The 14,000-nt window shown below is 67.0% G+C and carries 13 protein-coding genes and 1 tRNA gene; 8 read left to right on the top strand and 6 right to left on the bottom strand.

Annotated elements, in window-relative coordinates; translation table 11 throughout:
- Window position 1: 1 nt before the first annotated feature.
- The 5 genes from JF781_RS21545 to JF781_RS21525 are packed head-to-tail and all read right to left on the bottom strand — an operon-like array spanning window position 2 to window position 5,096.
- The gene (locus JF781_RS21545; protein ID WP_225329759.1) at window positions 2-1,186 is read right to left on the bottom strand and encodes an MCE family protein; all 1,185 of its coding nucleotides are present in this window, start codon (window positions 1,184-1,186) and stop codon (window positions 2-4) included.
- The gene (locus JF781_RS21540; RefSeq protein WP_225329758.1) at window positions 1,183-2,211 is read right to left on the bottom strand and encodes an MCE family protein; all 1,029 of its coding nucleotides are present in this window, start codon (window positions 2,209-2,211) and stop codon (window positions 1,183-1,185) included. Before JF781_RS21540 ends, JF781_RS21545 begins: the two co-directional genes overlap by 4 nt.
- On the bottom strand, window positions 2,208-3,479 hold the full coding sequence (locus JF781_RS21535) for an MCE family protein (RefSeq protein ID WP_225329757.1): 1,272 nt from the start codon (window positions 3,477-3,479) through the stop codon (window positions 2,208-2,210). The genes JF781_RS21540 and JF781_RS21535 overlap by 4 nt, the downstream gene beginning before the upstream one ends.
- A 4-nt stretch (window positions 3,480-3,483) precedes the next feature.
- The gene (locus JF781_RS21530) at window positions 3,484-4,332 is read right to left on the bottom strand and encodes an ABC transporter permease (protein ID WP_225329756.1); all 849 of its coding nucleotides are present in this window, start codon (window positions 4,330-4,332) and stop codon (window positions 3,484-3,486) included.
- Window positions 4,329-5,096, bottom strand: coding sequence for an ABC transporter permease (locus JF781_RS21525; RefSeq protein WP_225329755.1), 768 nt, complete (start codon window positions 5,094-5,096; stop codon window positions 4,329-4,331). The genes JF781_RS21530 and JF781_RS21525 overlap by 4 nt, the downstream gene beginning before the upstream one ends.
- Window positions 5,097-5,619: 523 nt before the next feature.
- On the opposite strand from JF781_RS21525, the gene JF781_RS21520 reads away from it, so the two are divergent.
- From JF781_RS21520 to JF781_RS21485, 8 genes are all read left to right on the top strand, one after another.
- On the top strand, window positions 5,620-6,423 hold the full coding sequence (locus JF781_RS21520; RefSeq protein ID WP_225329754.1) for a Stf0 sulfotransferase family protein: 804 nt from the start codon (window positions 5,620-5,622) through the stop codon (window positions 6,421-6,423).
- Between the two features lie 140 nt (window positions 6,424-6,563).
- Window positions 6,564-6,716 (top strand): hypothetical protein, encoded by a 153-nt coding sequence (locus tag JF781_RS21515; RefSeq protein WP_225329771.1) that lies wholly within the window; start codon window positions 6,564-6,566, stop codon window positions 6,714-6,716.
- A complete protein-coding gene (locus JF781_RS21510) occupies window positions 6,710-7,840 on the top strand; it encodes a YeiH family protein (protein WP_225329753.1) in 1,131 nt (376 codons plus the stop codon). Before JF781_RS21515 ends, JF781_RS21510 begins: the two co-directional genes overlap by 7 nt.
- A gap of 491 nt (window positions 7,841-8,331) precedes the next feature.
- Window positions 8,332-9,264 carry a cysteine synthase A gene (cysK, locus tag JF781_RS21505; RefSeq protein WP_225329752.1) on the top strand — a complete coding sequence of 311 codons (933 nt, stop codon included), beginning with the start codon at window positions 8,332-8,334 and terminating at the stop codon, window positions 9,262-9,264.
- A 2-nt stretch (window positions 9,265-9,266) separates the two neighbouring features.
- Window positions 9,267-9,950: a serine O-acetyltransferase gene (gene cysE, locus JF781_RS21500; protein ID WP_225329751.1), complete on the top strand. Its 684-nt coding sequence runs from the start codon at window positions 9,267-9,269 to the stop codon at window positions 9,948-9,950.
- A gap of 175 nt (window positions 9,951-10,125) precedes the next feature.
- Complete coding sequence (locus JF781_RS21495) at window positions 10,126-11,247, top strand: LLM class flavin-dependent oxidoreductase (protein ID WP_225329750.1); 1,122 nt, start codon at window positions 10,126-10,128, stop codon at window positions 11,245-11,247.
- Window positions 11,244-12,365 carry an LLM class flavin-dependent oxidoreductase gene (locus tag JF781_RS21490; RefSeq protein ID WP_225329749.1) on the top strand — a complete coding sequence of 374 codons (1,122 nt, stop codon included), beginning with the start codon at window positions 11,244-11,246 and terminating at the stop codon, window positions 12,363-12,365. The genes JF781_RS21495 and JF781_RS21490 overlap by 4 nt, the downstream gene beginning before the upstream one ends.
- Complete coding sequence (locus JF781_RS21485; protein ID WP_225329748.1) at window positions 12,362-13,747, top strand: NtaA/DmoA family FMN-dependent monooxygenase; 1,386 nt, start codon at window positions 12,362-12,364, stop codon at window positions 13,745-13,747. Before JF781_RS21490 ends, JF781_RS21485 begins: the two co-directional genes overlap by 4 nt.
- 25 nt (window positions 13,748-13,772) lie before the next feature.
- On the opposite strand, the gene JF781_RS21480 is transcribed toward JF781_RS21485, so the two are convergent.
- Window positions 13,773-13,845, bottom strand: a tRNA-Asn gene (locus JF781_RS21480).
- Window positions 13,846-14,000: the final 155 nt, after the last annotated feature.

The following is a 14,000-nucleotide window of genomic DNA, read 5'->3' as shown; positions in this document are numbered from 1 at the left end:
TTCACGGCTCGTCGAAATCGTGTGGCGAGGGCGGGGGGATGGTCCGCACGGGTGGGGTCGACGGTGGCGGCGACGGCGGCTGTGACCACAGCGGCACCGGCGCGTTCTCCGGCGGTACGGGTGGGGTTCCGGTGGGCGGATCGACCGCCTCCGACGGCAGCTTCTGGTTGGGATCCAGGAACCGGTCGTACATGTCCGCATCGAGGACCGGTCCACCGATCTGGCCGGGAACCAGGTTGGCGACATAGGCCTTGAAAAATGGCCCGGAACCCAGGCATTCGCCGAAGGACATCGCGTACCGCTTGAATTTGGGCAGCGTCTTCTGGATGTCGTCTTTGCGGTTGTCCAGGATTTCGAGGACGCCGTTGAGCTTGTCGAGTGCTGGTTTGAGTTGGCTTCGGTTGTCGTTGACCAGCCCGGAGATCTGGCCCGACACCGCGGTGAGATTGTTCATCAGCGCGTCCAGCGAATCGCGTTCGTCGAGCAGCGCGGCCAGCAGCGCGTTGGAGTTCGCGACGAGCCCGGCGATTTGTTGGCTGCGCTTGCCCAACACCGCCGAGACTCTGTCGGCGTTGCCCAGCAGGCTCCTCAGCTGTGCGTCGCGGCCGTTGAGGGTGTCCGAGAACCGGGCGACTCCCTCCAGCGCCGGCTTGAGATCCGCAGGCGTCGCCTTCAGCGTGTTCGCCAATGTGATTAGGGCCGTGGATAATTGGGCGGTGTCCAGCCCGCTGATGGTGGTCGTCAGATCGCCCAGCGCGTCCGGCAGGTCGTAGGGCGAGGTGGTGCGTTCCAGCGGAATGGTGCCCGAAAGCCGGCCGTCTCCGCGCGGAGTCAGCTCGAGCATCTTGGCGCCCAGAATGGTTTCGGTCTTGATCGCCGCCTCGGTGCGGTCGCCCAGTTCGACGCCCTCGCGCACGGTGAAGCCCACCCGAACCTTGGTGCCTTCCAACCGGAGGTCGGAAACCCGCCCCACGCCCATGCCGGAAACCCGCACCGCGTTGCCCGGTTTGATGCCGCCGGCCTCGGCGAAGTACGCGGCGTAGTCGTTCGTGTTCTTGATGAAGGGCAGCCTGTTGTACTGGAACGCGACGACGGTCACGCAGGCCAGGATGACGGTTCCCATCACGCCCAACACGAACGGGTTGCGCGGGCCGGGCGACGTGAGTTTGGGGATCTTCACCTTCATCGCGGCGTGCACCGCCCACTGGGCTGGCCCAAGAGCTTGACGAAGATCGGGTTGCCGCCCTTGCCATTCAACTTGAGCAACACTTCGCAGAAGTAGAAGCCGAAGTAGTCGCCGTTGAGCCCCTGCCGGGCCAACACCTGGTAGATGTCGGGGAGCTCTTTGAGCAGATTGTCGACATAGTCGCGGTCGGAGAGTACCTGTGCGGACATGCGATCCGTCTCGTGCACAACGTCTTTGATCGGCTGGCGGGACTGAGCGAGCAGATCGGTGATCGAGCCGGCGGCCGCGTTGATGTAGGCGAGGCCGGTGGAGATGTCGTTTCTGCGCTGCGACAGACCCTCCACCAGCTGGGCGAGCTTGTCCAGGCCGTCGGAGAACTCGTGGTCGCGAGCGGCGAAGGTGTGCAGCACGGTGTTCAGGTTGGTGATCAGCTCGCCGATCAGCTCGCTGCGCCCAGCCAGGGTCGAGGTCAGTATCGAGGTCTGCGACAGCACCGAAGCCAGGGTTCCGCCCTGCCCCTGGAAGATTCGCAAGAGTTGACCGGACAGGGCGTTGACCTGATCGGGATCCAGTGCGCGGAACAACGGGCGGAACCCGCCGATCAGCGCGTCCAGGTCAAGCGCCGGCGAGGTCCGCGCCAGCGGAATCGTCGCCCCCGGCGGGAGTCGCCGCGGCGGCCCCGGGCTCTCTTCGAGCGCGAGATAGCGGTCGCCGATGAGGTTTTCGTACCGCACGACCGCCTTGGTGCCCTCGGTGAGTCGCACGCCCTTGTCCACCTCGAAGCCGACGGTGACCGTGCCGTCGTGATGCAGGCGCAGCTCGCCGACCTTGCCGACTTCCACCCCGGCGATGCGCACGAAATTGCCGGACTTGAGGCCGGAGATATTCGTGAACACGGCCTGATAGCCGGTGCGATCCTCGAAGCGCAATTGGCCGAACACCGCGACGAGCGCGAAGGTGAACAGCAAGCAGACCGTCGTGAAGATCCCGACGCGCAGGACGATGCTGGAGAGCTTTCTTCTCATGGCGGCGGCTGCCCCCCGCGCCAGAAGTAGCGCGGCGCCTCGGGTGGGTTCTTGGTGGTGGGGAACCAGTTGGCCCACCACGGATTGCCCGCGGCTACGTTGGTGCGGATCTCGTTCGGGGCCGCCCCCCAACCGGTGTCGGTGACCAGCGCGCGCACCGGGAAGTTCGCGCTCGGGTCGGGCAGCGATCCGCAGCTGGGCTTGCCGCCGGGGCCGCCGGTGGCGTTGACCTTCGGCAGGTGTTTGGGAAATCGGTAGGGGTCGTCGCCGAAAAGCAGCGCGGCGTCCAGGATCACCGAGTACCCGTTGCCGCCCAATGCATCTCGGCCGCCGTGGTCCACATACCACTGGGCGCCCTGGAACAGGCACGTGTAAGTCGGCGAGTACTTCTGCAACAGCGCGATGGTGGGATCGAGCAGGTTCATGGACCGCACGATGTTCGACTCGTTGGGGCCGATGACGTTGATGCCGGTCTGGCTGAAGCCGACGGCCGACAACAGCAAGGAATCGAGTGAGCGCTGCTCGTCGGTGACGGTCGCGCTGGTGGTCGCCGCCGAGTCGAGGATCGACAGGATGTTCTGCGCCGCATCGGAGTAGATGGCCGCGGTCTTGCCGAACAGCCTCCAGTCCTGGTGAATCGTGTCCATGCGCGAGTTGACGGTGAGCAGCACGTTGTTCGCGTCGGTGACCGCGTGTCCGATCCGATCGCCCTTGCCGCGGACCGATTGCGCGAAGGCCGACAAGATCGCGTTGAGTTTGGCCGGGTCGAGCGCCTGCACCACCGATTGCAGGTTCTCGAACACGGTGTTGACCTCGACGGTGACATTGCGCGAGCGCAGCACCGCGCCGGGCTTCAGGGCGGTAACGCTGGGCTGGGAAGGGACGATCAGGTCGACGTATTTGGAGCCGAAGGCCGTGGTCGATTTGATCTCGGCCTCGAGGTTGTCCGGCAGGTATCTGAAGGCATCCGGGCGGATCTTCAGCTGCAGCCGGGCCGTTTTCACGTCGGTGCCGATCGAGGCGACCTGTCCGACCTGGACGCCGCGCAGCTTCACCTTGGCGCCGTCTTCCATCACCAGTCCAGCCCGGTCAGAGACCAGCGTGAGCGGGACGAAGGCCGCGAACTTGCCGGAGAACGACGCCGCGGTCAGCGCGACTAGGCCGCCGACGAGGATGAACAGCGTTGGCGCCCACCATATTGGGTCGATCCTGCTGGTGCGGGTCCGGTTTCGCTGCTGCGATCGCCCGCGGTGCGTGTGGTTGCTCATGCGGCTAGCCGGACAGGTTGAAGTTGCCGGATTGCCCGTAAACGGACAGTGAAATCATCAGGCACACAAACGCGGTGACGATCATCGATGACCGGACCGAGCGGCCGACGGCCTCCCCCACGCCGGCCGGCCCGCCGGTCGCGGTGAAACCGTAGTAGGTGTGCACGACCATCACACCCGTCGCCATCGCCAGAGCCGACAGGAACGACCAAAGCAGGTCGTTGGGGCGCAGGAACGTGGCGAAGTAGTGCTCGTAGACGCCTCGCGACTGCCCGTAGACGTAGATCGTGAGCAGTTTCGCCGCGATGAACGACATCAGGACGGCGACGGCGTAGAGCGGGATGACGACCAGGATGCCGGCGATGATCCGGGTGGAGGCCAGATAGGTGACCGCCCGGATGCCCATGACCTCTAAGGCGTCGATCTCCTCGTTGATGCGCATCGCCCCCAATTGCGCGGTGGCACCGGCGCCGATGGTGGCCGCCAACGCCAGACCGGCCGTGCAGGGCGCGATCATCCGAACGTTCAAGAACGCCGACAGGAAGCCGGTCAGCGCCTCGACGCCGATGTTGGACAGCGTGTCGTAGCCCTGCACCGCAACGAGGGCACCGGTGGTCAGCGTGAGGAAGCCGATGATGCCGACCGTGCCCCCGATCACGGCCAATGCGCCTGTGCCCATGCCCATCTCGGCGATCAGGCGCAACAGCTCTCCGGGGTAGCGGCGCACCGCATCGGCAGTGGAGGCCAGGGATTGGCCGTAGAACACGGTCTGTTCGCCCAGCTTGCGGGTCGAGCCCACCATCCTGGGTCCCAGGGTGACGAACCACGACGGTTCGCGTGCGGCATCGGTCATTTGGCCGTCACCTTCACCCCGAGCGCGGTCGTCAGGATGTTGATGAAGAAAAGCGCCATGAAGGAGAACACCACGGTCTCGTTCACCGCATTCCCGACGCCGGTGGGTCCGCCGCCCACCGATAGTCCCTTGTAGCAGGCGATCAGGCCCGCGGACAGGCCGAACAGAGTCGCCTTGATCAGTGAGATCACGACCTGCGGCAGCCCGGTGACCAGCGTCATCCCGGCGATGAACGCGCCCGGCGTGACGTGCTGAACGAAGACCACGAAGATGTAGCTACCGGTCAGCCCGGTGACCGCGACCACCGAGTACAACAGGACCGCCACGAACGTGGCCGCGATGATGCGCGGAACCACCAGCGCCTGAACGGGATTGACGCCGATCACCTTCATCGCGTCGATTTCCTCGCGGATGGTGCGCGCACCCAGATCCGCGCACATGGCGGTCGACCCGGCGCCCGAGACGACCATCGCGGTGACCACCGGGCCCACCTGGGTCACCGAGGCCAGGCCGGCACCGGCGCCCGAAAGGTCTCCGGCGCCGATCTCCACGAGCAGAATGTTGAGCACGAAAACAATCAGCACCGTGTACGGAATCGACAACATGATGGTCGGGAAAATGGAAACCCGGGCGACAAACCAAATCTGCTCGAGCACTTCACGCCACGCCCACGGACCGCGCACGGCGGCAACCAACGCCTCGGCGCTGAGCAGAAAGAATTGCCCTAACGCGGTCATGGGCTTCGCCACGGTCGTCGCGTTCACGCTGTTCGCCCACCCCAACGGCGGTCCTGGTGACTCAACTCGACCCCCATGTTCGTAACAGACGTTTATGCGTTCGTAATTGGCTGGCGCTCAAGCAAACAGCACTTTTTACTGCGCCGCCAATGCCTGCTCGTGCGCGCAGATCAGCGAATGTACGGGCAAAACAATGCCCGGCGTTAGATTTGCGATCAACAAGAAGAAATGTGGCCGCGGCCGGTAACCCAATCGACGAATGGCCCACGGCGGCGCACGCGGTCGGTGGCGACGGCGCGCACCCGATCTCCCATCGTTGCCGGAACCGGCCTGCGGCACAGCGCAAGTCGGGGCGAACCGGCACGCGTCGCTCGCGACGCGTTGCGTCTGCTCCGAAAACCGTTGCGCACTCACGGCCACCGTCCCGTTCGACTATCCCCGCCGAACGCCACGGTTCGGGCAAGTGTGGTTCAACGCAACGGTTTCACTCAGGCTGACCGTGATCGCGCTACCGGAGATGGGATGCGGCGTTTCCGGTTAGACTCTGCGGGTGACAAATAGGCCGTCGTCATATCTGGTGTTGGCGTCGCAGCGCAGTGGCAGCACGCTGCTGGTCGAATCGCTGCGCGCGACCGGCGTGGCCGGCGAGCCGCAGGAGTTCTTTCAGTACCTACCGGCCACCAGCCAGTCGCCGCAGCCGCGGGAGTGGTTCGCCGGGGTCGAGGACGAGTCGATCCTGAGCCTGCTCGATCCGCTGGACGCGGGGACACCCGACCTCGCGCCGCCCGAGATCTGGCGTGCCTACATTCGCACCGTCGGACGGACGCCGAACGGGGTGTGGGGCGGCAAGCTGATGTGGAACCAGACGCCGCTGCTGCTGAACCGCGCCAAGGACCTGCCGGACCGCAGCGGCGACGGCCTGCTGGCGGCGATCCGCGACGTGGTGGGCGAGGAGCCGCTGCTGATTCACGTCTACCGTCCCGACGTGATCTCGCAGGCGGTGTCGTTTTGGCGAGCGGTGCAGACACGGGTCTGGCGCGGAAGGCCCGACCCGGCGCGTGACGCGCGCGCCACCTACCACGCCGGAGCGATCGCGCACGTCGTCACCATGCTGCGCGCGCAAGAAGAGGGCTGGCGGAATTGGTTCGCCGAAGAAAACGTCACCCCGATGGAGATTTCGTATCCGGTGTTGTGGCGCAACCTGACCCAGGTGGTGGGATCCATCCTCGAGGCGCTGGGCCTTGACCCGCAGCTGGCGCCGGAGCCGGTGCTGGAACGCCAGGCCGACCATCGCTCCGACGAGTGGGTGGACCGCTACCGTGCCGACGCCGAGAAGCGCGGCCTGCCAACCTGATCGACCGCCCCGGGCGAGCTAGATTCTGGCCGAGCCAATCACTTGGCCGCGGCGGCGCCACGGGCCACGATTCCCGTCAGCAGGATGCGGCTGCACAAGCCGCCAATGTCGCCTGAGGAGTCGCGTGAGGAGTGGCCATCGTGGGTGAAGGCGTGCCAGATGACGACGCGCTGCGGGGCCCGAACGGGTCGGCGAGGCTCGGCGCGATATCGGTGGACTGGTGGGCGACCGTCGTGGCGGGCGTGATCGTCGCGTTGGCGGTGGCCGACGTGCTTCCGAAGGTCCCGTGGTGAGCGGCGTGAGCACGCTGCGCGCGGAGCCCGGCGAAACGCCTGCCGAGGCCACCTTCACCAGTACCCGTCCGCTCGACTATGTCCCGGGCGTCCTCCTGCTGATCGGTGTGGGGTTGCTGGGCAAGCACGCCCAGATCTGGTGGAACGCGCTGGCCAAACACCAGCACTGGACGGTGCCCGACATCGAATACGTGTTGTGGGCGATCGTGATTGGGCTGCTCATCACCAATACCGTTGGCCTGCACCCGATCTTTCGCCCCGGTGTGCTGACCTACGAATTTTGGCTCAAGGTCGGCATCGTGGCGCTCGGCTCGCGTTTCGTGCTGGGCGACATCGCCAAGCTCGGCGGGATCAGCCTGGTGCAGATTCTGGTGGACATGACCATCGCGGGAACGATCATCATCGTCGTGGCCCGCGCGTTCGGATTGTCGGGCAAGCTCGGCTCGTTGTTGGCGATCGGCACGTCGATCTGCGGGGTGTCGGCGATCGTGGCGGCCAAGGGCGCGATTCGGGCCCGCAACTCCGATGTCAGCTACGCGATCGCGGCGATCCTGGCGTTGGGCGCGGTATCACTGTTCGTGTTGCCGCCCCTGGGCCACGCGATCGGGCTCACCGATCACGAATTCGGGCTGTGGGCAGGACTTTCCGTGGACAACACCGCCGAAACCACCGCCACCGGCTACCTGTACTCCGACCACGCCGGCAAGATCGCCGTGCTGGTCAAGTCGACCCGCAACGCGCTGATCGGTTTCGTCGTGCTGGGCTTCGCGCTGTATTGGGCCGCGCGCGGGCAGGCCGACGAGATCGCGCCGGGCGCCCGGGCCAAGGCCGCGTTCATCTGGAACAAGTTCCCGAAGTTTGTGCTCGGTTTCCTGGTGGTGTCGGCGATCGCCACCGCCGGCTGGCTGACCAAGGGCCAAACCGCCAACCTCGCCAACGTGTCGAAATGGGCGTTCCTGCTCACGTTTGCGGGTGTGGGGCTCAACACCGACATCCGTCAGATCGCACGCACCGGCTGGCGCCCGCTCGTCGTCGCGGTCATCGGCCTGACGGTCGTGGCCACCGTCTCCCTCGGCATCGTGCTGCTGACGTCGCGCCTGTTCGGGTGGGGTATGAGCGCCTAGGGCACGGCGCGGAAATCATGCCGAAACCATCGCCTCGAGCCAGATCGAGGCGATGACCAGCCCAGACGACGCAGATCCCGGCTGAGCCAAGCGGGCGGGAGCCTCGACTGTCCTATAGTGGAGACTATGCAACACTCCGTACAGCTGCGCTTTGTCCCGTCGCGCGTCGCGGACTGTTCGTGTCGCTGTTGTTGATTTCCGCACGCCTCTGACATTGTAGAAATCCGCGCGCTCGCCCATGTCAGGGCGGTTTCGGTGTATTTGTCCGGCGGCGTCAAGACGCGGACCACGGAGACCTTTCAGGAAAATTTGCGACCGATGACCGTATCGTCCGAGCCGATTCACGCCCTAGCGGGAGGTAGCCGCGGCGGCCCTGATCAGGCTCGACCCGCCTACCCGGCGCTAGCGATCCCGACCGAGATGAACATAGAGTTCGATATTAGCTGGCAGGCTGAGAGGCCTGGTCCTACATCGTTGGAGACAAAAGGTAGATGAGCATCGCCGAGAACGTCACGGAACTGATCGGAAACACCCCGCTGGTCCGGCTCAACCGGGTCACCGACGGTGCGGTCGCCGACGTCGTCGCCAAGCTGGAATTCTTCAACCCGGGAAACAGCGTCAAGGACCGCATCGGGGTCGCGATGATCGACGCGGCCGAAAAGGCGGGCGTGATCAAGCCGGACACGATCATTCTCGAGCCGACAAGCGGGAACACCGGCATCGCGCTGGCGCTGGTGGCCGCCGCACGCGGCTACCGCTGCGTGTTGACCATGCCGGAGACGATGAGCGTCGAGCGGCGAATGTTGTTGCGCGCGTTGGGCGCCGAGATCGTCTTGACACCCGGACCCGAGGGCATGCCCGGCGCCATCGCCAAGGCCGAGGAATTGGCCAAGAGCGACCAACGGTACTTCGTGCCGCAGCAGTTCGAGAACCCGGCCAACCCCGAAATCCACCGCAAGACAACGGCAGAAGAAGTGTGGCGCGACACCGACGGCAAGGTGGACATCTTCGTCGCCGGGGTCGGGACCGGCGGCACCCTCACCGGGGTGGCTCAGGTCATCAAAGAACGTAAGCCCTCCGCACAATTCATCGCCGTCGAACCGGAGGGGTCCCCGGTGCTCTCCGGTGGACAGAAAGGGCCGCACCCCATCCAGGGCCTGGGCGCCGGCTTCGTCCCGCCGGTGCTGGCGATGGATCTGGTGGACGAGGTCATCACCGTCGGCAACGAAGAGTCGATGGCCCTGGCCCGGCGGCTGGCCGCCGAAGAGGGACTGCTGGTCGGCATCTCCTCGGGGGCCGCGTTGGCGGCCGCCCTGAAGGTCGCTCGGCGCCCCGAGAACGCCGGAAAGCTCGTCGTCGTCGTGCTGCCCGACTTCGGCGAGCGCTACCTGAGCACGCCGCTGTTCGCCGACCTGGCCGACTAATCATGCTCGACGCCATCCGCACCGACATCCGGGCAGCCAGGGAGCGAGACCCCGCCGCCCCGACCACGCTGCAGGTGATCTTCGCCTACCCCGGGGTGCACGCCATCTGGTTTCACCGCATCAACCACTGGCTGTGGCTGCGCGGGGCGAGGCTGATCGCGCGCATCCTCGCCGAGATCACCCGGATCCTGACCGGCGTCGAGATCCACCCCGGCGCCGTCCTGGGCCCCGGGCTGTTCATCGATCACGCCACCGGCGTGGTGATCGGCGAGACGGCGGAAGTCGGTGAGGACGTGACGATCTACCACGGTGTCACCCTCGGCGGCAGCGGCAGGGACACCGGCAAGCGCCATCCCACCATCGGCGACAGGGTGATCATCGGCGCCGGCGCAAAGGTCTTGGGCGCGATCAAAATCGGCGACGACAGCCGCATCGGCGCCAATGCCGTGGTGGTCAAGGAGGTTCCATCCAGCGCGGTGGTCATCGGAGTGCCCGGACAGGTCATCAGCCGCAGCCGTCCCGGCAGTCCGGACGACTCGATGATGCCCGATCTCGTCGGTGTCAGCCTGCAGTCATTGCTGACCCGGGTGACCAAACTCGAGGCTCGGGCGGACGGCGCGCAGACCAACCACGTCATCCGGCCCCCCGAAGCCGGAGTTTGGTACGGCGAGGACTTCTCCATCTGAGCGGACCGGCCCCCAAAGACCAGCATTGGCACGTTCTTTAGCGATGAGCTCGGCAAAGTATTGCTCACGCTGAACATAACCCCGCTTCGGAATGCATCGTCGCCCACGGCGTTGCACAGTGGGTTATGGACACGATGCACGACGGCGCCGCGACGCCAGGTTCCGCAGGCCGGTCATGACCGGACTGCATCTGGCCGTGGGACTCGACGGCTACGGGTGGCACCCCCACGCGTGGCGATACGCCTTCGCGCACAACGCAACCGGCGGCGGACAACTCAGCGGGCGATACTGGGCCTCGCTGGCGGCCACCGCCGAACGTGGCCTGCTCGACTTCCTGACCATCGACGACAGCCTGGATGCGCAGCCGGGCCGCCGGCCCGAAATCTCGCCCCGGCGCCTGGCCGGCCGCGCCGACGCCACACTGGTGGCCGCGCGCATCGCGCCGGTCACCGAACACATCGGCATCATCCCCGTCGCGACCGTCACCCACACCGAGCCGTTCCATGTCTCGAAAGCGATTGCGACGCTTGACCATATCTCGCACGGCCGCGCCGGCTGGCAGGTGCGGGTGAGCCCGACGGCACACGAGGCGGCGCTGTTCGGCCGGCGACCCGCCCCCGACGGCGACGAGCTGTTTCGCGAGGCCGCCGACGCCGTGGAGGTGGTGCGCCGCCTCTGGGACAGCTGGGAGGACGACGCCGTCATCCGTGACGTGGCGACCGGACGCTACATCGATCGCGACAAGCTGCACTACATCGACTTCACCGGCGAGCACTTCTCGGTCAAGGGACCGTCCATCACCCCTCGCCCGCCCCAGGGCCAGCCGGTGGTGGCGGCGCTGGCGCACGCGCCGCGAGTCTATGAGTTCGCCGCCGCCAACGCCGACCTGGTCTTTGTCACCCCACGCGACGAGGACTCGCTGCGTGCCATCCTGGCCGAGGTCGGACAGGCGCAACGTGCGGCGGGCCGCACGATCCGGGTCTACGCCGATCTGGTGGTGTCGCTGGGTGAGGATCCGCTGACGCCGGGCGCGGCCATACCCTCCGACGCGCACGTCTTCCGTGGCAGCGCAAGCGATTTGGCGGAGCTGCTGCTCGCCTGGCAGCACGCCGGGGCCGACGGGGTGCGGCTGCGACCTGCGGTCAACGCGATCGATCTGCCCGCGATCGTCGACGGCCTGGTGCCGCTGCTGCAGCGCGCCGGGCGGTTCCGCACCCGCTACCGCGAGGGCGAGACGCTGCGCGAGCGCCTCGGCCTGGCGCCCGCCCCCAACCGCTACGCGACGGCGCCGTCATGAGCCTCACCCCCTTGTCGATCCTGGACCTGGCGCCCATCAGCGCCGGCAGCGACGCCGCCACGGCGCTGCGCAACACCATCGATCTGGCCCGGCACGCCGAACAATGGGGCTACAAGCGCTACTGGCTCGCCGAGCACCACTTCGTCGCGGTGGCCAGCTCGTCACCGGCGACGCTGATCGGCCAGATCGCCGCGGCCACCGAACATATCCACGTCGGATCGGCCGCCGTGCAGGTCGGCAACACGACGGCGCTCGCCGTAGTCGAAAGCTTCGGCATCCTGGACGCGTTGCATCCGGGACGGATCGACATGGGCCTGGGCCGGTCCGGGCAACGGCGCAAAGAGGCCGCCACGGCGCTCGCCGCCCCACCCGACCGCGCGCCGCAGCCGTGGCGGGACGTCGACGGCCTGCTCATCCCCACACCGTTCGACCAAACCCCGCTGATGAAATCCGAACGGATGCGGGCGCAGGCGTCTGTGCTTGCCCAACCGTGCGCGCAGCCAGCGGATTTCGCCGAGCAGGTCGCCGATATCGAAGCGATGCTGGACGGCACCTACGCCGTCGATGGCCATCCGCTGCGGGCCGTTCCCGGCGAACACGCGCAGCTGACACCGTGGATCTTCGGCAGCACCAAGGGACAGAGCGCCGAGGTGGCCGGCGCCCGCGGACTTCCGTTCGTCGCGAGCTACCACATCACCCCCGGCACCGCGCTCGACGCAATCACCGCGTACCGCAACGCCTTCCGGCCGTCCGCCCGACTGGCGCGACCGTACGTCGTGGTGTCGGCCGACGTCGTGGTCGCCGAGGACAGCGCCACCGCGCGCTACCTCGCGTCCAGCTACGGCCACTGGGTGTATTCGATTCGCAGCGGCCGGGGCGCGATCCCCTACCCGGATCCCGACTTCTGCGAACCCCTGACCGAGGCTCAGCAGGCGCTGGTGGCCGACCGCACCGCAACACAATTCGTCGGCAATCCCGATGAGGTCGCCGACCGGCTCGAGCTGCTGCGCCGGGTCACCGGCGCCGACGAACTGGTCATCACGTCCGTCACCCACCGGCACGCCGACCGGCTGCGCTCGCATGAACTGATCGCCAAACGATGGGGGCTGACCGGATGACCGTTCGAGATGCGGGACAGCGCAAGCAGATACACCTGGGCGCCCACTTCCCCGGGGTGAACAACACCACGGTGTGGTCGGATCCGAGCGCGGGCAGCCAGATCGCGTTCGAATCGTTTGTGCACCTTGCCAAGACCGCCGAGCGGGGGCTGTTCGACTTCTTCTTCCTGGCCGAGGGATTGCGGCTGCGCGAGCATCGCGGCAAGATCCACGACCTCGACGTCGTCGGCCGGCCCGACACGTTCACCGTGCTCGCCGCGCTCGCCGCGGTGACCGAGCGACTCGGTCTGGCCGGCACGATCAACACCACATTCAACGAACCCTACGAGGTGGCAAGGCAATTCGCGTCGCTGGACCACCTTTCCGACGGCCGCGCGGCGTGGAACATGGTCACCTCCTCCGACGCGTTCACCGGGGAGAACTTCCGCCGCGGCGGATTCCTCGCCCACGCCGACCGCTACCACCGGGCCGAGGAATTCATCAGCGTCGCGCGCAAATTCTGGGACAGCTGGGCGCCCGACGCCGTGATCGCCGACGTCGACGCCGGAACCTACGCCGACCCGGCCCGCATCCACGTCGTCGACCACCTCGGTCCGCAATTCGACGTCCGCGGCTCGGCCTCGCTGCCCGCCGGCCCGCAAGGCCACCCCGTGCTGTTGCAGGCCGGTGACTCCAGCGACGGCCGCGACTTCGGCGCCAAGCACGCCGACGCCCTGTTCACGCTGCACGGTTCGCTCGAGGCGGGGCAGCGCTACTACGCCGACGTGAAGGGCCGCGCCGCCGCCCGCGGGCGCGACCCCGACCGGCTCAAGGTCCTGCCCGGCGCGACGTTCGCGCTCGGTGACACGCCCGGTGAGGCGCAGGACAACGCGCGCCGCATCCGCGAGCAGCAGGTCAGCGGGCCGACGGCGATCGCGTTCCTCGAGCAGGTGTGGGGCGTGGACCTGTCGGCCTACGATCCCGACGGGCCGCTGCCCGACGTCGATCCCGTCGAGAACCCGAACATCACGCGAGGTCGGGTCCGGCACGGCGATCCCAAGACGGTCGCCCAAACCTGGCGGGCGCGAGCGGAAGCCGAGAACCTGTCGATCCGCGAGCTGATCATCGAGGTGACCAGCCGCCAGCAGTTCGTCGGGACGCCGCAGCAGGTGGCCGAGGAGATCGACCGCTACGTGCAGTCGGATGCCTGCGACGGCTTCATCCTGGTGCCGCACCTGACGCCGCACGGCCTCGATGAGTTCGTTGACAAGGTGGTGCCACTGCTGCAGGAACGAGGCAGCTTCCGCACCGAATACCGCGGCCACACGTTGCGCGAGCATCTGGGTTTGGCGCCGACGGCGGCGTGGGCGGGAAATCCGACGGATATCGCGATCGGGCAGTGACGGCCGAGTCGCTTGGTGAAATCTGCTCCCCCGCCTGGACTCGAACCAGGAACCCTTCGGTTAACAGCCGAATGCTCTGCCAATTGAGCTACAGGGGACTAACCCGATCGCGGGACGACTCTAGCGTACTGGCACGACCACGCCCAACTGGCGCGGGCCGCCCGTGGCGATCGCAAGCGCGGCGCAGCCGGGCGCAGCGGGTCGCCACCGACTTGGCCCGTGGCGATCGCAAGCGCGGCGCAGCCGGGCGCAG

Source organism: Mycobacterium sp. WUMAC-067 (genome assembly GCF_020217485.1).
Taxonomy (GTDB): domain Bacteria; phylum Actinomycetota; class Actinomycetes; order Mycobacteriales; family Mycobacteriaceae; genus Mycobacterium.
This window is presented reverse-complemented; position numbering and strand designations above follow the sequence as displayed.